The sequence below is a fragment of the Sorangium sp. So ce362 genome (genome assembly GCF_051519845.1).
In the GTDB taxonomy this organism is placed as follows: Bacteria; Myxococcota_A; Polyangia; order Polyangiales; family Polyangiaceae; genus Sorangium.
Genome location: NZ_CP150332.1, coordinates 7,787,738 through 7,809,595, shown reverse-complemented (window position 1 = coordinate 7,809,595; position 21,858 = coordinate 7,787,738). Strand labels below are relative to the sequence as shown.

Sequence of the window (21,858 nt, the reverse complement as noted above, 5' to 3'; positions counted from 1 at the left end):
TCGCAGCGCAGCGCGGCCGGTCGATGAGACTCTCTCTGTCATGGCCGCGCTCAGCCTACCACCTGGGCGACGCCTCCGCCCGTGCGCGCGCTGCGATTGCGCGCGTCAGCGCAGGTGGGATCGGCCCGCCGTCTCCAGCAGCATCGCGAGCACGAGCGGGTCGCCGAGGCCGTGCTCTGCGCCCATGTGCGAGCGGAGGCGCGCGAGGCGCGCAGCGTCCTCCAGGAACAGCGGCTCGTTCAGCCGGGCCGCCGCCTCGCGCAGGATGCCCTCGCGCTCGGTGAGGAGCGCGGCCGCGCCGCTCGGGTCGCCTCGCCCGACGCGGGCGGCGGCCTCGGCGAGCGACTCGCCCGCGGCGAAGCCCTGAAGAGTCCGCGTCATCGACGCGTCGACGGACGCCGCGCTCGCCGCGTCGCTGTCCGCGTAGCGCACCTCGATCGGGATCTCCTCGATCACGTTCTTCCTGGAGAGTCGGTCCTTGTACTTGAGCTCGACGGTCGCCAGGGTACGCTTCCCGGTGCCGGGCTCGGCGCTCAGCTTGAGCAAGAGGGCGTGCCGGTCATCGCGGGCGAACATCGGCAGGAAGAAGCGCATGCCGCCCTCGGCGTCGTCGCGCCGGTCGACCGCGATCCTGTCCCGGGACAGCGCGGCGACGTCGGCGGCGATCTCCTGGGCGCGGACGCGGGAGGCCTCGGCGTCGCTCAGCCGGCGCGAGCCGTAGACGCGGAGCAGGTCGACGCCGCGCTTCAGGCGGACGCGCACCTCGACGGCGGTCGCCACCGGGTCGAGGCGCTTGTCGAGCTCGGTCGACAGCGCGGGCGCGATCTGCGCGGGGTCTCGCAGGTAGTAGTAGCCGCCTGCTCCGTCGCTCGCGATCGCGCTCATGAGCTGGCCGTCGTAGTCGTCGCCGAGCCCGAGCGCGCTCGTCTGGACGCCGCGCTGGAAGGCATCGAGCGCGAGCCGCGCGAGCCGCTCGCCGTGGGTGAGGCCGCTTGTCGCGCGGCCGTCGGAGACGAGCAGCACCACGCGCACGGCGTCCTCGGGGATGCCGGGCCGGCTGGCCTGCGCGTAGCCCAGCGTGAGCCCCGCGCCGATGTTCGTGCCGCCGCCCTCGCGGATCCCCTCGATGGCGCCGCGGATCGCCGCGCGGCGCGGGCCGACCGGGCCGTCCTCGATCCTCACCTCGGCGTCGCTCGAGAAGGTGGTGAGCGAGAAGTCGTCGGTGGGCGCGAGGCGGTCGACGAGCGCCTGCGCCGCGCGGCGGGCGCTCTCGATCGGCGCGCCGGCCATCGAGCCGCTCGTGTCGAGGACGAGGTGCACCGAGAGGTGCGGCCGCGCCGCCGCCGCCGCGGCGGAGCGGAGCGCGAGGCGCAGGTGGAGGGCGCCGCCGCCCGGTCCGAGCGCGGCGCGCTCCAGGTCGGTCCGCAGGCCGAGCGCCTTGCCGGGAGCGAGCGGGACCTCCGGGGCGTAGCGGGCGCCGACGTCGCTGACGAGCTCGCGCTCCGCCTCGGGCACGACGCCGCGCGCGAGGGCGGCCTCGAAGGCGGCGAGGTGACCGCCCCCGGGCCGGTACGTGGTGGCGAAGCGGCCGTTCGGATCGAGCGGGACCTCGGCCTCCGGAGCGTGGGCGGCCGCGCCCCGCGGCGATCCCGGCGGCGCGGCGGCGCCGGCGCGCCCGAGACCGCTGCCGAACCCCTGGCCTGTCCCGGCGCCCGCGCCGTGCCCGATCGTCCCGATGGCGCCGAGCCCCAGCCCCCCGCCGCCTGAGTCCCCGAGGCCGTCCAGGGGGAGGCCGGCTCCGCCGGCGCCCGCGGGCGCGCTGGGGTGGCCCCACGCGGTCGTCGGCGCGCTCGGCTGGCCGCCGGCGCCGCGGTTGAGCAGGCCGATCATCCCGAACTCCGCCGCGTCGCGCAGCGCCTCCTGCGGCGTCCCGTGCGGCGCGTGGCGATCGCTCGGGCCGGCCACCCCCCACCGGTTCCCCATCGCCATCCCGGGCGCGTGCGGGTTGCCCATCGATCCTTCCTCGCCCTTCGCCCTCGTTCCCGTGCCGCCCTCCTTCGCGTCCGCGCTCTGCTCGCCTTCCTCCTCGTGCGAAGCGCGCAGCTCGCGCTCGTCTGCGGACGCGAGGTACTGCTGCACGAGCGCGATCCGATCGGCGCTCATGCCGGAGGACGGGTCGACGGGGGGTGGGGCCCAGCGCGCGAGCGCGCCGAGGAGCCCGAGGTGCAGGGCCGCCGAGGCGGCGTGGAGGGCGAGGCTCTTCCGGCTCACGAGCGACCGGCGCGCGCGCTCGCCCGCGGCGACGTCGGCGCCGACCTGGATCCGGACGCCCGTGATCTCGACGTCCACGCGGGCGTGCGCGGGGAGGGGGACGAGCACCGCGCCGGGGATCTCCGCGTGCGCCGCGCCGGCGTGCCGTTCCCGCGCGGCGGCGGCGGACAGGGGCGCGCCGCCCAGGGTGAGCGTCCCCGTCGCGGCGCCGAGCAGGACGAAGCGGACGCGCCCGGCGCGATCGACCTCGAGGAGGGGCGCGCGGCGCGCGCCGAGCACGCGCTCGGGGAGGAAGCCGTCGCACGGGCGCCCGTCGGCGCGCCCTTCGCCGACGTCGAACGCGCGGGGCGGCGCGAGGTGCTGGACGAGGAGGACGGTCGTGCCCCAGGAGATGAGGATCTCCACGGAGCGCACCGCGGCCACCGCGGCCTCGCCGGTGCTCGCCGCGTCGGTGGGGCTCGCGGCCGTGAGGTCTGGATGGGTGGCGGCGGTGGCGCCATCCCCGGCGTCCGTCGTGTTCGCGCTGGGCATAGATCTCCCCTGTGCGCCGCGCGGAGCGGCGCGCTCACGTCATCAGGAACCGCGCCGAGGACGCGCGGATCCGCGTCCTTCAGGCGGGCGCTCGGCCGCGCTGGCCGGCTGTCCGTCGTGCCTGCGGAAAGACAGCGGCGCCGCGCGGAGGTTCCGGGGACGAGGGGGTCAGGTGAGGCGGGGGCGCCGCCCCCGCGATGGCCTACTCGAGGACGGCCTGGTACCGCCCGCTGGGCGTGACGATGACGTGCGCCTGGAGCGGGACGTTCAGCGCGCAGGAGAGATCGCGGAGCTCCTGGGTCATCGCTTGGTCCTCCCCGGTCGGCGCCGGATCGCCGCTCGGGTGGTTATGGGCCAGGACGAAGCGGATGGCTGCCATGTCCAGCGCCGTGCGCAGGATGGTCGCGCGGCCCGCGTAGAGGGCGTCGTCGACACCGCGGGCGAGCATGCGCGTCTCGCGGATGCGGCCGTGGCTGTCGAGCGCCGCGATCCAGAGCTCCTCGTGGACGAGGGGCGCGAGCCTCGGGCCGAAGTACCGCGCCACGCGGGCGGCGTCGGTGAGGAGCGCGCCTCGGCGAGCGCGCGCGGCGTGGGCGCGGCGGCCGAGCTCGAAGGCCGCGGCGAGGCGGGTCGCGTCCACGAGCGCGATCTGGGTTCGCTCGGCGATGGCCGCCGGAGAGAGGCGACCGAGGGAGGGGAGGGCGGCCGTGCCGAGGATGCGCGACCCCACGGTCGGGATGGCGAGCACCATCTCGATCAGGCCGGCCTCGGTCGCGGTCGGGATCTCGGCCGCCGTCTCGGCGGGGGCGTCGACGGGGGCGCTGCTCATCGGGGCCACCTCCGCCGGCGGGTGAGGGACCGGGCGAAGAGGCGCCGCGCGAGGCGGAGCTGCGTGGCCACCGTCGGCCTCGGGATCGCGAGCGCCGCCGCGATCTCGCGCATCGTCATGCCGGTGGCGGTGAGCGCCAGGACCTCGCGGAGCTCCGCGCGGAGACGGTGGAAGGCACGGAGCAGCCCGCGCGCGACGATTCGTTCCTCCGGAGAGGGCGCCGCGAGGAGAGCGAGCCGGTCAGGATCGACCGCGGGCACCTCGTGCCGGCGGTATGCCTTCTCGCGGTAGTGCGATGCCTGTCGCAAGGCGACACCGGCGAGCCAGGTGCGGAGGGCGTCGGCCGGCGGCTGTCCCGGAGACGGCCGGAAGCGGCCGGCGCGCAGGCTGCGCCAGGCGCCGAGCACGGTCTCCTGCGTGATGTCGTCGAGATCCGCGGCGCGAACGCCGCGGGCGCGGAGCGTGCTGCGGATGAGCGGGCGCTGTTCGAGGAGCGCGGCGGCTTCGAGATAGACGGCGGGGTGAGCTGATTGGTGACGGGGCTCGGGCGGGCGGGCGAGCCGGCCGCGCGCCGTGGAGCGCGGCCGGCGGCGTGAGGGCGGATCGATCTCTTGGCCCTGTTCGGGGCGGGAACGTACTGTTGTCATGTCGGACCTCGTGTGTGCGGGGTTCGGCCACGCTGCCCGGACGGTTGCACCCGTCGCGGGCAGCACTTGCTTGCGGGGAGCTTACGTGGTGCAGAGGGACCCAGCAATCCAAATGTGCCCTAGAGGGCACTATTCCAGCTCGCACGAGAGCCGACGAGCTCCCCATGGATGATCCCCGGCTGCAGGAGGTGCTCAACTTCATCGGGGCCAATGTCCGAAGGATCCGCCTCAAGCGCGGCATGACGCAGCAAGAGCTCGCCGACGCGGCAGGGGTCGGCCTCCGCAACCTCAAGAAGGTAGAGCACGCCCAGACCAACGTCGGGGTGGCCGTCCTCGTGAGGCTGGCCGACGTGCTCGGCGTCCGGCCTGGCGCGCTGTTCCGCCAGCGGGAGCTACCGCCGGTGAAGCGGGGCCGGCCACGCAAGGCACGACCCCGCGAGCTGTGATCCCGACCGTTGGGCAAGCGCTTCGAGGCCGCTGCGGAACGAGGCGGCGCCCACGTCACGTGCGTCGCGCGCGGCATCGCCCATGGCACGCCGGTGCCCAGATCCTGGGCCGCCCGCCTGCCTCGGGACGGAGCTGCCCCGGTGGGCGTGACGATGACGGGATCGGCGCGGGGGATGCCCATCGCGAGCGCGCGGCGTGGACGCCGCGGCCGAGCTCGAGTCGTCCGGTGTGGAGCCCGCACGAACACGCGTTGGTCTCCTTGACAAGGCGGCGTAGCCGTCAGGTACGCTACCTTTCACGATGGGTGGGGCCGGGACGACGGGGTGGGGTCGGAGCTCAAGGCGCTCCCCGCTGACGCGGCGGTCAGCGGCCAAGGGGGCTGATGACGCCGAGAGGGCCGCGGTCGACGATGTGGGTGTCGATCATCGTGGTCCGCACATCTTTGTGGCCGAGCAGCGCCTGGACCGTCCGGATGTCGATGCCCGCCTCGAGCAGGTGGGACGCGAAGCTGTGGCGGAGGGGTCGGCATGTCGCGCGCTTGGCGAGCTCCGCCGCGCGTCCGACATCGTGCACGGCCCTTTGCACTGCCGATATTTGTCGTCGATCGAGGTCGACGTCGTTGACGCGAATCGAAAGCGCTTCGAGGAGCCGGAGGCCGTTTCCGTAGAGGAGCTCGCCGATGAGCCGAAAAGGCGGGACGAAGTCTTCGAGCAAGGTGAGCGTCTCCTGCCGCGAGAGGACCGAGGGGAGGTGCTCCGGCCGGCGTGCGCGTTCGAGCGCTTCGAGCCGGGGTATCTGCAGGTCGAGAACCCGCCTGTAAAGGAAGAGGCGCGCGCACAGCGCTTGGTTCTGCGTGGATGCCGCGGTGCGGCGTGCGACCGCAAGCTCGTCAAGGAAGGCCGTGACCTCTTCCGCGCCCATCTGCCGTGGGGGCTTGCCGCTGTGGAAGCGGATGGGTACCCAGCCATCGGCGCGAATCTTGCGCGACGACACGCCGTCGCCGTCCGAGACCTAGCAACGGGAATACGTAGGTACGCAGCGGCGGCCTATCTCCGCAATCCCGCAGATAGGCTGCGGAAGGTCGCGGCCTGTCTGCGGGATTGCGGAGATAGGCCATGATGGGCCGCGACTTATCCTCGGGAATATGGAGATAGGGTGCCACGGTTCGCGGCCTACATGTGAAATGCATAGATATGTCATGCGTCACAGCTAATTGCGACGTTGGGCGGCCCGGAACTGGAGCCACTAGGCGCAACTGTCACCTATTTGGGGCAGCGCGGAACGACCATGAACCGGCAGGACTATCTCGACTCTCTGGTGACACTCGCGGCTACGTTGGACGTTCAGGCTCAATCGGAGGATTTGCTGCGTCGCCGGCAAACCTACCTTGGGCAGCTCGTCGCTCTCGCGAAGGATCTCGCGGCCCAGCATGGTCCTGTGCCGGCGTCCCCCGCTAATACTGAGATCTTTGAGCGCGTCATCATGGCGAGCCCCAAAGATATACTGTGGCGCGTGGCGGGAGCCAGTGTGGAAAGACGGAAAGCGCTGCCTTCTGCCCGTCGCGCAATGCTTGGCGTTCTGGAAACGCGTCCGGACCTTCTTGGCCCGCTCGGTCAGGCGCATGTCGAGGTAGTGCACTCGGCGCTCGTCGCCCACTTTCTCGATCCACGAAAGAGCGGGGATGTTGGCACGGCCTGCCGAGCTGCATTCGGAACGTTTCTCATACATCCGACCAGTGAGGAAGAAGAGGGGGCCATTCCGGAGGCCCTTAACTTCGTCGGCGCAGAAGTGCGCACCGAGCGCCACCTCGGGAAGCACGGTAGAGTCGATATCAGTATCGAGTCACCTCGTGCCGTAGTGCTCATTGAGGTCAAGGTCGACGCGGCGGAGGGGCTTCAACAGGTACCGGACTACGCCGCGGCTCTCGGCGAGCTCTGCGCACAAGGCGCTCGCGAGGGCATCCTCGTGTTCCTAACACAAGACCCGGAGCAACGGCCTAGCGTCAAACAAGCTGCGCGACACATCATCTTCCGCGATCTTCTCAGGCTATGGCTCCCGGTGGCGATTTCAGGACGAACGTCGGAGCACATGTATTTGTCAATGTACCTGAAAACTGTGGCGGTCCACTTGTATGGCCTGGCGGAGGCGGACACCTTCGATTACTGGTCACTCCGAACGCAAAGGAACGCACTACGGTTTCTTGAATCCGAGGTGGAGTCCACGTGAGCATCGAAGTTGTAAGTAAAGCATTCGCGTTTGTTCTCGAGAACGGCGAATTCACGGAATCGATTTTGTTCGCAACCGAGGAGATTCCTGAACTGAAGCCGGAGGAGCGGGAGGCGATTGAGTTGATCACGCCACACGTAAGAGACTCGTACGTGGACCTTTTGCTTGCGTGCCGTCAAGCATTTCTCAGTGCGGCCGGTGACGCCAAGAATAGAGCGACGCTCGAGAAAAACAAGAGCCGGCGAGACACCATCTGGGAGAGAACTTACACCGATGTACCTCTTCTCATTCGCAACGCATGGGAGGCTTGGATAACGTTCGCCCTGTGGAAGACCTCCGAAAACGGCAATCCGATAAAGCTTTTTGCGAATATTCGAACGCAGCGCCGTTACTTTCCTTTGCTGAGTGCGCTGGCCCAGGAGAGGAACCTCGACCTGCGCAACGCAGAGTGCTCTTGCCGCCTTGGAAGGATCCTCCCGAAGGAGGGCGACTCTTTTGCGAAGCTCGCCTCTCAACTCGCAGCCGAGTCATGGCCGATCGCTTCCGAACTCTACGACCGCATCATGGCCGCTCCGCCGAAGTGACGTGGCGCCGCCCAACGAAATAGCGTTTTCGCGGCGGCGGAGTGGCGCTCGCGAAGCGAGCGGCGCTCCGACCGGCGTTAAAACGCTGGTTGAACAAACCCGCCCGGATGGCAGCAGCAGGTGACTGGGGATTTCAGGCTCTCCGAGATGTTTGGTGGAAGCGCGGCTGCGTGACCTGGTCCCGGCCCCCGCGGCGTTGCGGGCGAGCTCGGCGCAGGAATGGCGCGGTGCGATTGGGGATGGAACGCGCACAGCCGACGGGCTACCTCGGGGGTTACGACACCAACCCTTGGAGCCCGATCGGCTGTGCGCGCGACCACTCTGCTCAACAATGTCCTCGGAATCAAGTTCACTCGCGTCACGGGCGCGCAATTCACGGCGGACGGGCTGGTCTGCGACGTCGAGCCGACCACGGAGATCCCTCGCTGCGGAGGGTGCGGTCGCCCGGTGAGGAAGGTGTACGACCAGCGGAAACCGCGTTGCTGGCGTCACCTCGACCTCGCGGGGATGTCGCTGGAGCTCCGGTACTCGCCGCGGCGGTTGCGTTGCCCGCGGTGCGGAGTGACTACCGAGATGGTGCCGTGGGCCGACCCGATGAGCTGGTTCACGCACGCTTTCGAGGAGACGGTCGGCTACCTGGCGCAGATGACCTCGAAGACCGTCGTCTCGACGATGATGCGCGTCGCGTGGGCGACGGTCGGTGCAATCATTAGTCGCGTGGTCGAGCGGCGGCTTCCCCGCGACATCCTCGACGGGCTCACGCACATCGGCATCGACGAGCTCTCCTACAGGAAACACCACAAGTACGTGACCATCGTGGTCGACCACGTCACCGGGCGCGTGGTCTGGGCGCGAGAGGGGAAGAACGCCGACACGCTCCGGGCCTTCTTCCAAGAGCTCGGCTCGGAGCGATGCGCGCTCATCCAGGCGGTCACGATCGACATGTCGAAAGCGTACATCTCGGCGGTCTCGGAGTCGGCGACGAACGCGCAGATCATCTTTGACCGCTTTCATGTCCAGCGGCTGGTTCATGACGCGCTCGACGAAGTACGCCGTGCAGAAGTGAGGACAATCGAAGACCCCGAAGACCGCAGCGCGCTGAAGCATACCCGATTCGCGTTGCAGAAGAACCCTTGGAATCTGACTGCAATCGAGCAAGCGAAGCTGACGGAACTGCCGAAGACGAACGCGACGCTCTACCGCGCCTACCTGCTCAAGGAGTCGTTCGCAGCCATTCTCGATCGGCGTCAGCCGAATGTCGTACTGGCGAAACTCGAAGAGTGGATGTCGTGGGCCACGCACTCGGGTCTCAAGCCCTTCGCCAAAGCGGCGCGAACGATTGGTCACCATCTCGACGGCATCGTCGCCTACGTCGCGAGCGGGCTGTCGAACGCACGCTCGGAAGGCACCAATGGCAAGGTGCGCACCATCACGCGACGGTCCTACGGCCTCCACGGAGCCTCCTCCCTCATCGCGCTGATTCATCTCTGCTGTTCAGGTCTCTCGCTGCAACCTGTTCACACGTGGCCACGCTTCCACCAAACCTAAAAGAGAGCCGGATTTCACGCCGGCGGAGGCACGGCGGCATCCTTGCGAGGGCGGTGTGTGGAGGGGCGAGCGAGGATTTGCGGGGGGTTCATGGCCGCGGGCGGGCGATGTCGGTGGGATTGAGGAGCGGCGATCGTGATGTTTTTCGGGTCATGCGCGCACGTGTCCCTTGGAACGCACGGGGCGTCCTTACCGTGGGGTGCCAGCGGGGGGGTCATGGCTCCACCGCTCCTGTCGCGAGTACCGGGGTCACGGCGGCGCACGCGCAGGGGGCTGCACCGTGGACTCGGCGGCGAGTGCGTTGGCCAGCGCGACGCACTCCGCTGGGGACAGGCGGCGCACGAGGCTTAGGGACCCCTGCCCGCAATGCGGGCACAAGCGACGCGGCGGTGTCCGCGGCCCCGGCGTGGACGACTCGGGCCGTTGCCGCGGCGCCAGCAAGAGCTGGAGCCGCTGGAGCGTGTCGCGGTGCGCCGGATGGAGCAGGCCGAATGCGCGGACGCGATGCAACCCTTTCGGTGGCACGTGCTGGAGGAAGCGGCGGAGGAACTCGTGGGCCGGAAGGGTCATGGTCTTGCGTCGATGATCCCGGCTGTCCCGGTAGCGGAAGGTCACCGTGCGGTCGTCGAAGCCGACGAGACCCTGATCGGAGATCGCCGTCCTGTGCACGTAGCGGCCGAGGTACTCAAGGACCTTCTCCGCGCCTTGCACAACCGGCTTGGCGAAAACGACCCAGGACTTGCTCCACGGGATCTGGGGAACGGCGACCCTGGGCAGGGCGCGCCGCGCGAGGTGAAGAAAGCGCCCTCGAAAGAGCTTGGAGAGCGCACGCACCGGGACGAGGTAGCGCGTGCGCCGCGGCGGTGCCGCGCGCCAGGTGCGGCCGTCCGGAGCGATGCCGCCGCCCGGCACGAGCAGGTGGACGTGGGGATGCCATTCGAGGGTGCGCGTCCAGGTGTGCAGCACCCCGAGCGCGCCGATCCGCCCGCCGAGAAAGTGCGGATCGGCGCACAGGCGCGCCAGCGACTCGAACGCCGCCTGAAAGAGCACCGGCACGAGCGCCCTCTGATGCGAGCGCACGAGCCGCCGCAGCTCGGCGGGCAGCGTGAACACGACGTGAAAGTACGGGATCGGCAGGAGAAGCTCGCGCTGCTGGACAAGCCAGCGCTTCGTCGCGTCGTGTCCGCACTGAGGACAGGCGCGATGCCGGCACGAGTGATAAAGAACGTGCTCGCGCCCGCACTGCGGGCACGCCGCGACATGGCCGCCCATGGTCGGCGTGCGGCAGTGCAGAATAGCCTTTACGGCGCGCACATGACTCGGCATCATGGACGCGCCATGGCGCTCCATGTACGCTGGACCGTGCCGCCGCACCACGTCGGCGAGCCGGAGCATAGCTCGGGGCCCGCGCTACAGATCGACCATCAGCCGGTCGAGCGTCTCTTGCAAGCGCTCGGCGCCGGGCTGCGTGACATGCATGTAGAGCTCTGTCGTGCGCAGCGACTTGTGACCGAGCACTTGCTGGATGGTACGCAGCGAGACGCCGGCCTCGAGCAGATGCGTCGCGTAGCTGTGGCGCAGCGTGTGGATCGTCGCGTCCTTCTCGATGCGGGCATCCGCGCGTGCCGCCGTGAACGTCTTCTGCAGCGTCGTCTCGTGCACGGGAGCGATGCCGTCCTGCGGGACGAACAGGTACGGTGCCGAGGACCGGGGCCGCTCGGTTTTCCAGTACTGGCGCAGACGCGCGAGCAGCGGGCGCGGCAGCGGCACGCCGCGATCCTTGGCGCCCTTGCCGTCGCGCACCCAGACGACGAGCCTTTGGCCGTCGATGTGTCCGGTCTCGAGCGAAAGGCCCTCTCCGAGCCGCAGGCCGAGGGCGTAGATCGTCGTCAGGGCCATGCGCCGTACGGGATGCCGCACGGCGCGGAGCACCGCGCGCACCTCGCCCTGGCTCAGGACGACCGGCAACATGCGCGGCTTGTTGACCCGAAGCAAGTCGAACACCTTCCAGTCGCGCTGCATGGTGTGGATGAAGAAGAAGCGGAGCGCGTGCACGGCGATGTTGATGCTCGATGGCGCGAGCTTCCTCTCCTCTCGGAGGTAGAGGAAGTATGCGCGTACGTCCTCGTCCGTGAGAGCCTCCGGCTCCCGCGCTACCCGATCGATGAACTGCCGCACCGCGAGCAGGTATCCCTCCTGAGTCCGCGGTCGAAAGTCGCGCAGCCGCATGTCTTCACTCATTCGCTCCCGCCAGGTCGTAAGCGTCACCATGGTCGTCTCCGTCGAGCGCGCGGCGACACTGCATCGCCGTGCGAGGACAAGAGTGCCAGGTATCGATACGGGCTGGCGACAGGCAAGCCATCCCACGAGAGACATGGTGAGCGCGCGCAGCGATCAACGCTCCTATTGGCGTGTGCCGCAGTCTGGAGCTACCGCGCTTGCGCGGTTTCGTTCAACGAGGCGCTGATGCTGACCGCGCCTGCGGCGCGGCAGCACAGCGCTAAGGCGTTGGGCGGGCAGGCGTGAGCCGAGGCAGCTATGGCTCCAGCGGAGTACAGCCTCCCAGGCGTCTGCCCCTGGCGGGCTCGCGCGGACGGGCCCGTCTCGACGATCGAGGATGCGCGCTCGAGCCCGGATGGGCCCGTCTCGACGACCAGCAGGCCGCCCACTCTCTGAACCGTCCTGATCCTCCCGACTTTTCCGATCAATACGAGGACTTGCGCGGGACGACCTGGGCGCGCGTGCCTGGGCCTGGTATGCTCCAGGTGCGTCGGCGGGAGCGCGCCTTCGCCAGGAGCAGCCCGTGAAACCGCGCGTCTATGTCGAAACGTCAATCTTGAGCTATCTGACCGCGCTGCCAAGCCGAGATGTCATCCAGGCCGCCCGCCAGCAGGTCACGATCGGCTGGTGGGCGCGGCGACGAGTTCGAGCTGTTCCTCTCCGACCCGGTGCTGACCGAAGCGCGCCGGGGCGACCCCGCGGCAGCTGCTCGGCGGCTCGGGGCAGCCGCGGGGATCGCTGTCCTGTCAGGAGCCGAGGAAGCGGAGACGCTTGCCGCGGCCCTCATCAAGCAGGCAGCCATGCCCGCAAAGGCAATCGTCGACGCCGCGCACGTGGCCATAGCGGCCGTTCATGGCCTCGATTTTCTGCTGACATGGAACTGCACGCATATTGCGAATGCTACGATGCGACCACGCATAGAGTCCGTGTGTAGAGACAGTGGGTTTCGACCGCCCATCATCTGCACACCAGACGAGCTGCCGCCACAGGAGGAGAAATGATTCGCGATGCCATCGTCGATGAAGTTCGCGCAATTCGCGACGAAATTGCGAAGGAATGTGGCTATGACGTTCACGAGCTGTTCAAGGCGTTTCGACGCCTTGAAGCAGGCAGCGCCACAGACCACGTTTCGATCGTTCCGCGTAGCGGTGGCCCGGAGGCTGCCCAACAAGGCAATGCAGCGGACGAGGCGCAGGCGACGACGCCCGCACCTCGCCGCTGATTGCCAAGGCGTCGTTCGGCCCGCACCCGCCACGGGCGACTGCGCGCCTCGTGATCCGAGCGCGGCGGCCGCACAAGGAGGCCGCCGCGGCGCGGCGCGCGTGGCTCGCCGGCCGCCCGCCGTCGCGCGGAGTCGCGAGCCCTCGCGCAGCGCTCGGGCTGTCCGGAATTCCGCGGTTTGCAGCGAGCGCCAACACCGACCGCGCCTGCGGGCACGGCGGCTCATCGTCAGGGCGTTCGGCGGGCGGGTTTGGTGCTCGGAGGGGGGCCGCCTGCCGACGCTGAAGACAGCGGACGCCAGATCGGCGGGATGGGACCGCTACGCCACGGGATGCGGTGTGATTTCTGTCGCGGTGCTCGTACGCACGCCCGAGCACGGAGCCGCTTCGGCTGCCCGCCATGGGCGGACCTTGTTGCGAGAGCGCCGGGGTGGCATGCTTTCCGCGTCGATGGCCGACGGAGGATCTCATGGAAAAGCGAACCCTCGAACAGCTTGAGGCGGCTCTGGATGCCGTCAGCAGGGACCTGGCCCCGCGCGTAGAAGAGCTCGCGCAGAAGAGTACCGAGGGCACCCTCACTGTCGAGGAGCATAGGGAATATGAAGAGGTCGTCCGCTTGAACGACAGGCTCAGCCTTCTCAAGCTCGAGGCCGAGGAGTTCTGGACGGTGCGCGCGGCGTCGTGAAGCTCTCGAACGAGGTGCGGGAGGCGGTCCAGCTGCGCGCTCACGGCGCGTGTGAGTATTGCCGGCTTCCTCAGGAAGCGTCAATTCTGCCCCATCAAGTCGACCACATCATCGGCAGGCAACACCGTGGCTCGGACGATGTTGCCAACCTGTGTCTCTGCTGCGTCCACTGCAACTTGAAGAAGGGTCCCAACATCGCATCAATTGATCCCGAGAACGGTGCTGTCGTGGCGCTGTATCATCCTAGGAAGCACTCCTGGCACGAGCACTTCTCGGCCGCGCGCGATGGCACCATCGAAGGCCTGACATCCGAGGGGCGCGCCACAGTCCAGCTCCTGGACATGAATGACGAGGACCGAGCTCGCCTACGCGCGCTGCTATTGCGCAGAAACCGATACCCATGAGTCGGGAAGGCGTGCCGAACAAGCCGCTGGTACCGACGCCGCTTCGCGGCGCGGTACACCGGCAGATCGTTCGGCCCGCACCCGCCACGGGCGACTGCGCGGCTCGTGATCCGAGCGCGGCGGCCGCACAAGGAGGCCGCCGCGGCGCGGCGCGCGTGGCTCGCCGGCCGCCCGCCATCGCGCGGAGTCGCGAGCCCTCGCGCAGCGGCGCGCCGCTTCCACCGAGCGCGCTCGCGGCGCGCGCCCTCGGCGCAGGCGCGGTGTCCCCGCCGCTCCCGTCCGCGCCGCGCCCAGGCTGAAGACCCGCGCCGCAGCCCCTCGCAGGCGCTCCCGAAACGGCCAGCGCGCGCCGATGAGAACCTGGCGCGGCTCGCCGACTTCGTGCGGTGCCTTGCGCGGTGCGCGGAGCACGTCAACGTGATCATCCCGGCGGACAGCCCCGCCCAGGCGGAGCGCGACCGGTTGGGTCACGTGCTCCTGCCGGCATGACAGAGGGGTCACGTCGGCGGGCCGGTCCGGAAGCGCGGCTTCAGACCGGCGCGGGCTCGACGGGCTTGGCCTCGACGGGCTTGGCCTCGACGGGCTTGGCCTCGGCGGGCTCGGGCTCGGCGGGCTCGGCGGGCTCGGGCTCGGGCTTGGCGGCGGCGGCGGTGCCCCGGCGCTTCGGGCGGAGCCTCCGCAGGGCGTTGCGGAACGAGGTGGCGCTGAAGCGGCGCTTGCCCTCGGGGATGTCCCAGCAGGCGTTGACGCCGGCGGCGCGCGCCTCGTTCCCGAGCAGCGTGGCATAGGTCACGATGGAGTTGCGGAGCACCATCGCCTCTTCCCGGTTGCGCAGGCCGAGGATGCCGAGCAGGTCGCGGCCGCTCACCTCGTCGAGCAGGGCGCTGCCTTCGCGCAGGAAGACCTCGGTGAGGCCGACGGGCGAGAGGCGGGTCTGGTGCTGCTGGGCGAGCCGGAGCAGCATGGCGAGATCGCTTGTCTCCTCGGTGAGCGTGCCGCTCGTGTTGACGTCGGCGAACTGCTCGGCGACGTCCGGCTCGAACGCGAACGCCTGGTCGGCGAACGCCTTGAGCCGCGCGCGCCACGGCCGGCTCGCCTTGATCACCTGGTCGACGGGCCGGACCTGGTAGGCGCCGGTGCGCTTGCCCTCGCCGAACCAGAGGTTCGCCGTGTCGAGGAGCTGGATGGCGCCGCGGAGCAGCGCGCGGCGCTCGGGGCCGTAGGCCTTGCTCGCGAGCGGCGCCTCGTACTGGACGACCGACAGATAGAGGTCCCGGAGCTCCGTGAGGGTGGTCGAGATGGGTTGGCTCGGCTCCATGACCTCGCGGACGATGCGGTCCATCTCGGGGCGCGCGATCTCCAGGAAGGACTGGAACTCTGCGGGGGTAGCGACGGCGCGGGTCTCTCTCAGGACCGCGTGTTGTTCTTGCGACAGTTCGATTCCCATGAACCTACCTCCAGTGGGGGTGGCGAGCGGGCGAGCGTAACACCACGGCAGAGCTCGGGGCAATCCGATCCAGACGGGCTCTGCCGTCCGAAGAGCACGTTGTCGACGCCGACTCGGGGCAATCCAGTCCAGACGGTCTCGGCCGTCCGAAGAGCACGTTGTCAACGCCGGGCAGCTGCGCCGGCGCGCCGGGACGCGTCCCAGCAGGCCGGGGCGCGAATCCAGCAGACCGCGGAGCGCGGCCGGCGGGCCGGGGAGCGCGGCCAGCGCCGCCGAGACGACCCGGAACCGTGTCAGCAGGTCCGAGGAAGCGTACCAGCAGGTCCGAGGAGGCGTACCAGCAGGTCCGAGGAGGCGTACCAGCAGGTCCGAGGAGGCGTACCAGCAGGTCCGAGGAAGCGTACCAGCCGGTCCGAGGAAGCGTACCAGCCGGTCCGAGGAAGCGTACCAGCCGGTCCGAGGAAGCGTACCAGCAGTTCCGAGGAGGCGTACCAGCAGGTCCGAGGAGCCGCACCAGCGGGTGCTGGCCCGCGTCCCGGGGTTGCTGGGGCAGCCGCCGGGAGGTGCTGGCAGGGCGACGCGGCGCGGACAGGGGAAAGAGCGCTTCGCCGCCGGCCCGGATGGAGGTAGCGATGACGACGCCCCGGACGCGCGGGGCGATCCCCACCCCCGAGCTCCCGGAGTGAGACCATGCGACGCCCGCTCTATGGCCCGATCCTCGCGCTTGCGCTGCTGCTGGAGTGTCCGTCGCCTGCCGCGGCAGGGCCGCCGCTGCCGCAGCGCCCCCCGCCGAGCAAGGCGGAGCACGACTTGCAGCAGCAGGCCGAGCGGCTGGTCGCCGAAGGGCGCATCGCCGACGCGCGTGACGTTCACCTGACGCTGTGGCGCCTCACCCAGAGCGCCTATGACGCGTTCAACGTGGGGATGCTGTCGTTCAGGCTCCGCGAGTTCGTGACCGCGGCGGAGTTCCTGACGATCTACTTCGACAGGGTCGGTACGCCCGACGCGCCGAAGATCCAGGTTCCGCCCCGCCATAAGGACAAGTACGAGGCCGCGCGGGCGAACTTCGCCGAGGCGCGCCGGCACATCGGCGCGCTCGAGGTGCGCGTGAGCGATCCTGGCGCTGACGTGCTCGTGGACGGGCGTCAGGTGGGCGTCTCTCCGCTCAAGCACCCCGTCTTCGTGGCCCCTGGCCAGCACGAGGTGGCGGCGCAGCTCGGCGGCGCGAAGGTCGGCGATGTCGTCGCTGTCGAGGCGGGCGGGGAGCGGACCGTGCGGCTCATGTTCGTCCCCGCCCAGCCGGCGGTGCCGCCTTTGCGGCCGGTAGCGAGCGGCGGACGCGGCTTGCCGCCGGCGGCGCCGCCGCCTCGTTCCCAGCCCGGTCCCACGCTGCGCTGGTGGACCGTGGGCGCGCTGGCCGCCAGCTCCGCGGCGCTGAGCGTCCTCGGGGGCGTCTCGGCCGCCAGGGCCAATGATGCGGCCGGCGACCGGACCAGGGCCCTCCACCATGTTCGATGGGAGAACGCGCACGGCTGCCCCGGCGCCTCCGCCTGCGGCGAGTTCACGGCGGCCGACGGCCGCGCGACGACCTGGACGGCGATCTCCGTCGGCGCCTTCATCGGCGCAGGGCTGGCTGCCGGCGGCGCCGGGGCGGCAGCCTACCTGCTGGCGCCGGAGGCGCCGGTCCGGGTCGGGAGCGCTCCCGGGGCGGGGGTCTCCGTCTCCTGGTAGGCCGCGGAGCAACGCAGAGCGCCTCGGCACCACCGCTTCATCACGTTTTCGTGGAAAAAATCGGCGCTCTACGTAATGGGGTCGTACTCGGGGTTTCGCCTCCGCGCTCGAAGCCGGCCCACCATGTCGGCTCTCGCTCGCCTGCTGCTCTGGTACCCTCCCGCGCATGCGGAAGAAGGCCGGCGCCTGCTGTCTGATGATCGTGGCGATCCCAGCCCTCTGGGGAGCCTGCGCCGGGGAGACGTTCGTCGATGCTCGGCTCGAGCTTCCATGTGACACGACGGACGACTGCCCCAGCGGCGAGTACGAGGATGGAACGGAGTGCATCGAGGGGTACTGCGAGTGCCCCAACCCCGACGAAGAGGCGTGCTGCGAGCCCGGCGCGGCGTTCAACGAGTGCGAGCGGAAGTGCCGTCCGGCCGCCGAGTGTCACGTGGATCTCTGCACGACGTCGGAGGAGTGCGCGGGACCGGTCGACTCGCGGTGCGGCAACGCGCAGTGCGTTGGAGGGGTGTGCCGCCTCAAAATGACCAAGGCGCTCGTTCAGCTCGTTGGCGACTGCAAGAGCAGGGTCTGCGACCCAACCGGCCGCATCCTCTTCGAGGAAGATCCGACAGACGTGTTCAATGACGCCAACGAGTGCACTTTCGACATGTGCATGGGCTCTGAGATCGCGAACACTCCTTACAGCGCGGGACCATCACCAGGCAGCGCCGCGCGATGCGACGGCGCTGGACGACGTGTCGAATGCGTTACCGACGAGGACTGCGGCGACCCCGCGATCTTCTGCTCCTTGCAAGGGAACTGCGTTCCATCGTGGTGTACCAACGGCGTCAAGGACACCGTTGGCGGCGAGACCGCCATCGACTGCGGAGGCCCGTGCGACCCGTGCGCGGTGGGCGTCGCCTGCGAATCCGACTCCGACTGCATCGAACAAAAATGCGGAACGAACAAGAAGTGCACGGCGCCAGAGTGCGACGACCGTATCAAGAACGGCAGCGAAACAGATGTCGACTGCGGATCGTCTAGCTGTCCGCCGTGCGCTGCTGACCTGAGGTGCCACGCGCACGACAACTGCGAAAGCGGCATTTGCAGAAGCGGCCAATGTCAGCTGGCATCGTGTGGCGATGGCGCCCAGAACGGTTACGAGACAGAGATCGACTGCGGCGGCATGTGCCAGTCCTGCCCGCTCTACCTCAACACCGGCGCCGACGAGCGCCCCTGAACCGCAGAGACACCTGATGAAGCCACTTCGCTCAGCCCTCGCCGCAGTTGCCGCCGCGGCCTTCTGGTTCGCTTGCTCAGCCGAAACACCACCGACCGTCTTCAATCCGTGGGCTCCAAAGCCATGTCAAACCGAGGAAGACTGCCCCGTGCCGCTGACACACTTGTGCGGCACGCGCTCGTGCGTCGATGGACTCTGCAAGCTGGACATCTACGTCCAGAGCCGGAGCGACCTCCGCGGAGACTGCCACGTCGAGATGTGCGACAGCGCCGGCTACGGCGTAGCGAGACCGGAGCTCGAAGACTTCTACGACGATGGCAACCCGTGCACGCGAGACTACTGCGGCGAGACGGGCAACAGCGTAACCCCTCGCCACGATCTCATCGATCCGGGACCGGTACCGGACGGTACTGGGTTCTGTAACGACAGCGGACGCATCGTTGACTGCCTCAACGCCGAGGATTGCGAAGACACGTCTTTGACGTGCTCTCGAGATGGCCACTGCGTTCCCCTCGCATGCGCGAACGAGGTGCGCGACGAGTCACTGGGAGAAACAGGTAGAGATTGTGGCGGTCCATGTGACGGATGCATCGGCACGGATCCTTGCAACAGTGATGCGGACTGCTTCAGCGGAGTTTGCGGCGATGACAAGAAATGCGTCTACGAACGCTGCGGCGATGGCGTCAAGAACCGCACTGAGACGGACCTGGACTGCGGCGGCCGGTACTGTGGCCCGTGCAATGACGGGCAGGGCTGTAAGGTCAACGACGACTGCGTGAACAAGGTCTGCTTCGCCGGAGAGTGCCAGCCCAGGACGTGCGACGACGGCATGAGGAACGGCGACGAGGAGGACATCGACTGCGGCGCGGACTGCCTGCCTTGCCAGTTCTGATGAGGGAGCAGCGGGGTGCCCCCCGGGCTCGCCGTAGTCGTTGACGCCGGCGCGCTTCAGGGCCGCGAGCGCCGTCAGCGGCAGCACGGGCGCGCGGGGGAGCTCGGGTGGCTCGCCTCTCGACGAGGCGATCATCTCCTCCAAAAGCCTGGTGCTATGATGCCATCATGGACGTCATCGGCGAACGGAAACTGGCATTCTGGCCAGCAGAAGAAGCGGAGCAGGAACGGGAAATTTTGCTTCGCGTCGGCCGACCCCGACAACGGCCGGATAACGATTGGGAGGTCGACATCGACATCATCGACCCAGAAAAAGAATGGAAATTGCCGCCAGTATGGGGACACGATGGATTTGGCGCCGTCATCTCCGGAATCATCGGGCTTTCTAAATACATCGCGTGGTACACGATGAGAGGGCGCCTGACCTTGCCAGTCCACGGAGATGATTTGTTTCCGGAATGGGCGCTTTTGGCGGATACGAGCACGCCACCGGACACTGCCGACTGAGTCGGCGGCAAGTGGAGAGTGAGGCACCTGGGGCCTCGATCCCGTCGCTCTACGACCGCAAAACCCGAGCTGGCAGCACAGGTCCAGGACCCTCTACGCCGCCGTACACTCCGCCATCATGCGCTGTGTACGGCGGCTGATGTTCGTCTCGTTGTTCAGCGCGAGGGGGCTGCAAACGGAGCGTCTGTCGGCGCCGCCCGGAGAGCCAGCGGCCCCCATGCCCTCGGTCAGACGCGCGGGCCGGCCCGGTGTAACGCTATCCCTCACAGCCGAGCGAGCCGTCCGTCTTCGAGCAACACCCCGGGAGTTGAAGCCGAGTACGCCTCGGTTCCAGCGATGGGTAGACTCGGCGCGTCCGCAAGTCGCTCATTGGCCCTCCTTCATTCGCGGCTCAAGGGGCGGCTCGAGCGCATCGCCATGGATCTCGCGAAGCAGGATCGCCGCGTGCCGAGCTCCGCTCTCGATCGCGTCGAGAGGATCTTCCCCAGATACATTGTAATTGCGCCCGTCGACTTCCACAGGGACAACCCAAGGCCACTTTTTCTCCGGTGGGTTTCGGGTCGGCTCGTGGAGGCGAACCACGATGTCGCGCGGCTCGCCGTCCTCTCCGGTCACCTTGAAGACTAGTTCGAGCATCACTTGCACCTCCTGTCGCAGTCCTTGAGGCATCGCCCAAGTTCTTCGGTGCATTGGCTCCGACAGTTCCTGTCCCCCTTAGGGCAGTTGTCGTAGCACCGTTCCCAGAGTTGATCGCACTTTTCCTTGCATGCCTCTTTGCAGTCGGACGAGCTTGAGCCTGCCGCCCATCGACATGAGTCGCACGACTGCGCACCGGAGCCGTTGCGAACCCCAGAGGCTTCCTCACATCGATCCTTGGCTTCGTCCAGACTTGCATGCTCGCCCTGGTACCGCGTCGTGCAGCTACCGGCCGCGCCCTGGTTACTGCAAACAGCCGACCCCGCCTTCCACGTGACCGTGCATTCCACGGTTTGCGAGCACGGATCCGCATCGAAGCCCGTGTGATCTTGCGGCTCCAGTGGCACATACCACCCGAAGCCTCCAACCCCTCCTGTCGGTGTGATGATGCTGCCGCCGACGCCTTCGTTTCCCTCACCCCGGACATAGCACTCACCTACGTCGTAATTGCACGCCGTGAGACCGAAGCACAGAACAAAAAATAGCCTGTTCATCTCGGCTTTACCTCAAGTCTCCAAATGGGTCCAGTGGTCACCATCACGACCAGACTTCCAGGAAGAACGCGACTACTGCCGCCAGCCCAGTCCACATGGACGCTGGTGGATACGCCCAAGGGCCCGGCGAAGTACCAGTCGGACTGCGCGCGGCCGCCTGGAGCAACGCCCACCACGCGGTCACAGATCACGGCACCACAAGCCGACATCGAGTAGATCGCCAGGGACGGCCCGAGGCTGACGGTGGTTGTCTTCGTGGCGTACCCAAGAGTGACGGCCGTTCGGTCGTAGACCCCTACGCCTGCCCCTGGAACGATGCTGAGCATGTTGTGGACTTCGAGCCGGAAGTCCCCCTCGTTGCGCCAGAGCCACCCGGCGAAGGGACTCACGGCGAGCCTTGGTTCAATCCCGACCTGGATCCCGCCCACGCTCACGCCGCCGCTGAACTCGAGCGCTTGTGCCGGCGCCGGAACACTGACGAGCGCACAGGCACAGCCGCACAGCACGAGCGCGCTCGCCCTCCCCCTCAGCCCGTGCCCCATACCTTCCCCTGATTCCGGATGCTCCTCCCACCGGAGAGCCGCGTCAACGGTGATTTTGACCACATTGCGTCCTCGCTGCCCCTGCATCGGCGTGCCGAGCGCGGCGGGTCGTGTGGGTGGGCCGGGGCGCCCGTGCGCCGCCGCTCGCCCGCCTCCCTCCTCTATAGAGTCTGCGATCCGCCGGCCGTGCGCATTGGCCGGCGTCGTCTACAGCTCGCCCGGGCCGAGCGGGTGGGTCGATGGGAGCGGAGCGGGCTGAGTGCCGAGAAGTTCGCGCGCCGCGAGGGCTACAAGCCCAAGCAGCAGTCCTTTTGGCGCTGGAAGCTGCGGGCTGACGGGCCCTGGCAGCCGGCGCCGTCGTCGCTGACGGAAACGCCGCGCTTCCTGCCGGTGCACGTGGTGACCGTTTACCGTCCGACGCCGGCGCGCTCCAGGGCCGCGAGCGCCGTCAGCGGCAGCACGGGCGCGCGGGGGAGCTCGGGTGGCTCGCCTCTCGACGAGGGGATCATCTCCTCCAGGTAGAAGCACCGCCAACGCTGGACCTATGGGCAAGCCAGAGATCGCGCCGGTGCGCGGCCCCGGCGTCGAGGTCCTGGGGCGCGAGCTCGTCGAGCGCGCCGGCGTCGGCCCCCGGTGCGGCCGGCGTCGAGGTC

At 68.8% G+C, this 21,858-nt stretch carries 20 protein-coding genes; 11 read left to right on the top strand and 9 right to left on the bottom strand.

Going from position 1 to position 21,858, the window contains the following annotated elements:
• Positions 1–105: 105 nt before the first annotated feature.
• The 3 genes from WMF17_RS29815 to WMF17_RS29805 form a co-directional block, all read right to left on the bottom strand.
• A complete protein-coding gene (locus tag WMF17_RS29815; protein ID WP_437644363.1) occupies positions 106–2,802 on the bottom strand; it encodes a vWA domain-containing protein in 2,697 nt (898 codons plus the stop codon).
• A gap of 202 nt (positions 2,803–3,004) precedes the next feature.
• On the bottom strand, positions 3,005–3,631 hold the full coding sequence (locus WMF17_RS29810) for a JAB domain-containing protein (protein ID WP_437644362.1): 627 nt from the start codon (positions 3,629–3,631) through the stop codon (positions 3,005–3,007).
• Complete coding sequence (locus WMF17_RS29805; protein WP_437644361.1) at positions 3,628–4,278, bottom strand: RNA polymerase sigma factor; 651 nt, start codon at positions 4,276–4,278, stop codon at positions 3,628–3,630. The genes WMF17_RS29810 and WMF17_RS29805 overlap by 4 nt, the downstream gene beginning before the upstream one ends.
• 164 nt (positions 4,279–4,442) lie before the next feature.
• Here WMF17_RS29805 and WMF17_RS29800 point away from each other — a divergent pair, with 164 nt between their 5' ends.
• Positions 4,443–4,724 (top strand): helix-turn-helix domain-containing protein, encoded by a 282-nt coding sequence (locus tag WMF17_RS29800; RefSeq protein ID WP_437644360.1) that lies wholly within the window; start codon positions 4,443–4,445, stop codon positions 4,722–4,724.
• A gap of 364 nt (positions 4,725–5,088) precedes the next feature.
• On the opposite strand, the gene WMF17_RS29795 is transcribed toward WMF17_RS29800, so the two are convergent.
• A complete protein-coding gene (locus WMF17_RS29795) occupies positions 5,089–5,718 on the bottom strand; it encodes a tyrosine-type recombinase/integrase (protein WP_437644359.1) in 630 nt (209 codons plus the stop codon).
• A gap of 294 nt (positions 5,719–6,012) precedes the next feature.
• Here WMF17_RS29795 and WMF17_RS29790 point away from each other — a divergent pair, with 294 nt between their 5' ends.
• The 3 genes from WMF17_RS29790 to WMF17_RS29780 all read left to right on the top strand — a co-directional run bounded on the left by WMF17_RS29790 (position 6,013) and on the right by WMF17_RS29780 (position 9,083).
• Positions 6,013–6,951, top strand: a complete 939-nt coding sequence (locus tag WMF17_RS29790) for a PD-(D/E)XK nuclease family protein (protein ID WP_437644358.1) — start codon at positions 6,013–6,015, stop codon at positions 6,949–6,951.
• Entirely contained in the window at positions 6,948–7,535 is a 588-nt protein-coding gene (locus WMF17_RS29785; RefSeq protein ID WP_437644357.1) for a hypothetical protein, read from the top strand. The genes WMF17_RS29790 and WMF17_RS29785 overlap by 4 nt, the downstream gene beginning before the upstream one ends.
• Before the next feature lie 219 nt (positions 7,536–7,754).
• Complete coding sequence (locus WMF17_RS29780) at positions 7,755–9,083, top strand: ISL3 family transposase (protein ID WP_437644356.1); 1,329 nt, start codon at positions 7,755–7,757, stop codon at positions 9,081–9,083.
• A gap of 249 nt (positions 9,084–9,332) precedes the next feature.
• On the opposite strand, the gene WMF17_RS29775 is transcribed toward WMF17_RS29780, so the two are convergent.
• The gene (locus WMF17_RS29775; RefSeq protein WP_437644355.1) at positions 9,333–10,478 is read right to left on the bottom strand and encodes an IS91 family transposase; all 1,146 of its coding nucleotides are present in this window, start codon (positions 10,476–10,478) and stop codon (positions 9,333–9,335) included.
• A 15-nt stretch (positions 10,479–10,493) separates the two neighbouring features.
• Positions 10,494–11,459, bottom strand: a complete 966-nt coding sequence (locus tag WMF17_RS29770; RefSeq protein ID WP_437644354.1) for a tyrosine-type recombinase/integrase — start codon at positions 11,457–11,459, stop codon at positions 10,494–10,496.
• Between the two features lie 901 nt (positions 11,460–12,360).
• Between WMF17_RS29770 and WMF17_RS29765 the strand changes: the two genes are divergently transcribed.
• The 3 genes from WMF17_RS29765 (at position 12,361) to WMF17_RS29755 (ending at position 13,672) form a co-directional block, all read left to right on the top strand.
• Entirely contained in the window at positions 12,361–12,585 is a 225-nt protein-coding gene (locus tag WMF17_RS29765; protein WP_437596559.1) for a hypothetical protein, read from the top strand.
• Positions 12,586–13,052: 467 nt separating this feature from the next.
• Positions 13,053–13,268 (top strand): hypothetical protein, encoded by a 216-nt coding sequence (locus tag WMF17_RS29760; protein ID WP_437644353.1) that lies wholly within the window; start codon positions 13,053–13,055, stop codon positions 13,266–13,268.
• Positions 13,265–13,672 carry an HNH endonuclease gene (locus WMF17_RS29755; RefSeq protein WP_437644352.1) on the top strand — a complete coding sequence of 136 codons (408 nt, stop codon included), beginning with the start codon at positions 13,265–13,267 and terminating at the stop codon, positions 13,670–13,672. The genes WMF17_RS29760 and WMF17_RS29755 overlap by 4 nt, the downstream gene beginning before the upstream one ends.
• Positions 13,673–14,201: 529 nt before the next feature.
• On the opposite strand, the gene WMF17_RS29750 is transcribed toward WMF17_RS29755, so the two are convergent.
• Complete coding sequence (locus WMF17_RS29750) at positions 14,202–15,119, bottom strand: hypothetical protein (RefSeq protein WP_437644351.1); 918 nt, start codon at positions 15,117–15,119, stop codon at positions 14,202–14,204.
• Between the two features lie 690 nt (positions 15,120–15,809).
• On the opposite strand from WMF17_RS29750, the gene WMF17_RS29745 reads away from it, so the two are divergent.
• From WMF17_RS29745 to WMF17_RS29735, 3 genes are all read left to right on the top strand, one after another.
• Entirely contained in the window at positions 15,810–16,850 is a 1,041-nt protein-coding gene (locus WMF17_RS29745) for a hypothetical protein (RefSeq protein WP_437644350.1), read from the top strand.
• A 166-nt stretch (positions 16,851–17,016) separates the two neighbouring features.
• The gene (locus WMF17_RS29740) at positions 17,017–18,075 is read left to right on the top strand and encodes a hypothetical protein (RefSeq protein WP_437644349.1); all 1,059 of its coding nucleotides are present in this window, start codon (positions 17,017–17,019) and stop codon (positions 18,073–18,075) included.
• Between the two features lie 1,059 nt (positions 18,076–19,134).
• The gene (locus WMF17_RS29735; RefSeq protein WP_437644348.1) at positions 19,135–19,473 is read left to right on the top strand and encodes a hypothetical protein; all 339 of its coding nucleotides are present in this window, start codon (positions 19,135–19,137) and stop codon (positions 19,471–19,473) included.
• 366 nt (positions 19,474–19,839) lie between these two features.
• On the opposite strand, the gene WMF17_RS29730 is transcribed toward WMF17_RS29735, so the two are convergent.
• Both WMF17_RS29730 and WMF17_RS29725 read right to left on the bottom strand, forming a co-directional pair.
• Positions 19,840–20,109 carry a hypothetical protein gene (locus tag WMF17_RS29730; protein ID WP_437644347.1) on the bottom strand — a complete coding sequence of 90 codons (270 nt, stop codon included), beginning with the start codon at positions 20,107–20,109 and terminating at the stop codon, positions 19,840–19,842.
• A gap of 550 nt (positions 20,110–20,659) precedes the next feature.
• Positions 20,660–21,268: a hypothetical protein gene (locus tag WMF17_RS29725; RefSeq protein WP_437644346.1), complete on the bottom strand. Its 609-nt coding sequence runs from the start codon at positions 21,266–21,268 to the stop codon at positions 20,660–20,662.
• A gap of 123 nt (positions 21,269–21,391) precedes the next feature.
• Here WMF17_RS29725 and tnpA point away from each other — a divergent pair, with 123 nt between their 5' ends.
• Positions 21,392–21,727 (top strand): IS66 family insertion sequence element accessory protein TnpA, encoded by a 336-nt coding sequence (gene tnpA, locus WMF17_RS29720; protein ID WP_437644345.1) that lies wholly within the window; start codon positions 21,392–21,394, stop codon positions 21,725–21,727.
• Positions 21,728–21,858 lie beyond the last annotated feature (131 nt).

Excerpts from the sequence above, each read along its gene's own strand:
- WMF17_RS29815 (WP_437644363.1), bottom strand. The coding sequence starts at position 2,802 with ATGCCCAGCGCGAACACGACGGACGCCGGGGATGGCGCCACCGCCGCC.
- WMF17_RS29810 (WP_437644362.1), bottom strand. The coding sequence starts at position 3,631 with ATGAGCAGCGCCCCCGTCGACGCCCCCGCCGAGACGGCGGCCGAGATC.
- WMF17_RS29805 (WP_437644361.1), bottom strand. The coding sequence starts at position 4,278 with ATGACAACAGTACGTTCCCGCCCCGAACAGGGCCAAGAGATCGATCCG.
- WMF17_RS29800 (WP_437644360.1), top strand. The coding sequence starts at position 4,443 with ATGGATGATCCCCGGCTGCAGGAGGTGCTCAACTTCATCGGGGCCAAT.
- WMF17_RS29790 (WP_437644358.1), top strand. The coding sequence starts at position 6,013 with ATGAACCGGCAGGACTATCTCGACTCTCTGGTGACACTCGCGGCTACG.
- WMF17_RS29780 (WP_437644356.1), top strand. The coding sequence starts at position 7,755 with ATGGCGCGGTGCGATTGGGGATGGAACGCGCACAGCCGACGGGCTACC.
- WMF17_RS29775 (WP_437644355.1), bottom strand. The coding sequence starts at position 10,478 with ATGCTCCGGCTCGCCGACGTGGTGCGGCGGCACGGTCCAGCGTACATG.
- WMF17_RS29770 (WP_437644354.1), bottom strand. The coding sequence starts at position 11,459 with ATGTCTCTCGTGGGATGGCTTGCCTGTCGCCAGCCCGTATCGATACCT.
- WMF17_RS29765 (WP_437596559.1), top strand. The coding sequence starts at position 12,361 with ATGATTCGCGATGCCATCGTCGATGAAGTTCGCGCAATTCGCGACGAA.
- WMF17_RS29760 (WP_437644353.1), top strand. The coding sequence starts at position 13,053 with ATGGAAAAGCGAACCCTCGAACAGCTTGAGGCGGCTCTGGATGCCGTC.
- WMF17_RS29750 (WP_437644351.1), bottom strand. The coding sequence starts at position 15,119 with ATGGGAATCGAACTGTCGCAAGAACAACACGCGGTCCTGAGAGAGACC.
- WMF17_RS29745 (WP_437644350.1), top strand. The coding sequence starts at position 15,810 with ATGCGACGCCCGCTCTATGGCCCGATCCTCGCGCTTGCGCTGCTGCTG.
- WMF17_RS29740 (WP_437644349.1), top strand. The coding sequence starts at position 17,017 with ATGCGGAAGAAGGCCGGCGCCTGCTGTCTGATGATCGTGGCGATCCCA.
- WMF17_RS29735 (WP_437644348.1), top strand. The coding sequence starts at position 19,135 with ATGGACGTCATCGGCGAACGGAAACTGGCATTCTGGCCAGCAGAAGAA.
- WMF17_RS29730 (WP_437644347.1), bottom strand. The coding sequence starts at position 20,109 with ATGCTCGAACTAGTCTTCAAGGTGACCGGAGAGGACGGCGAGCCGCGC.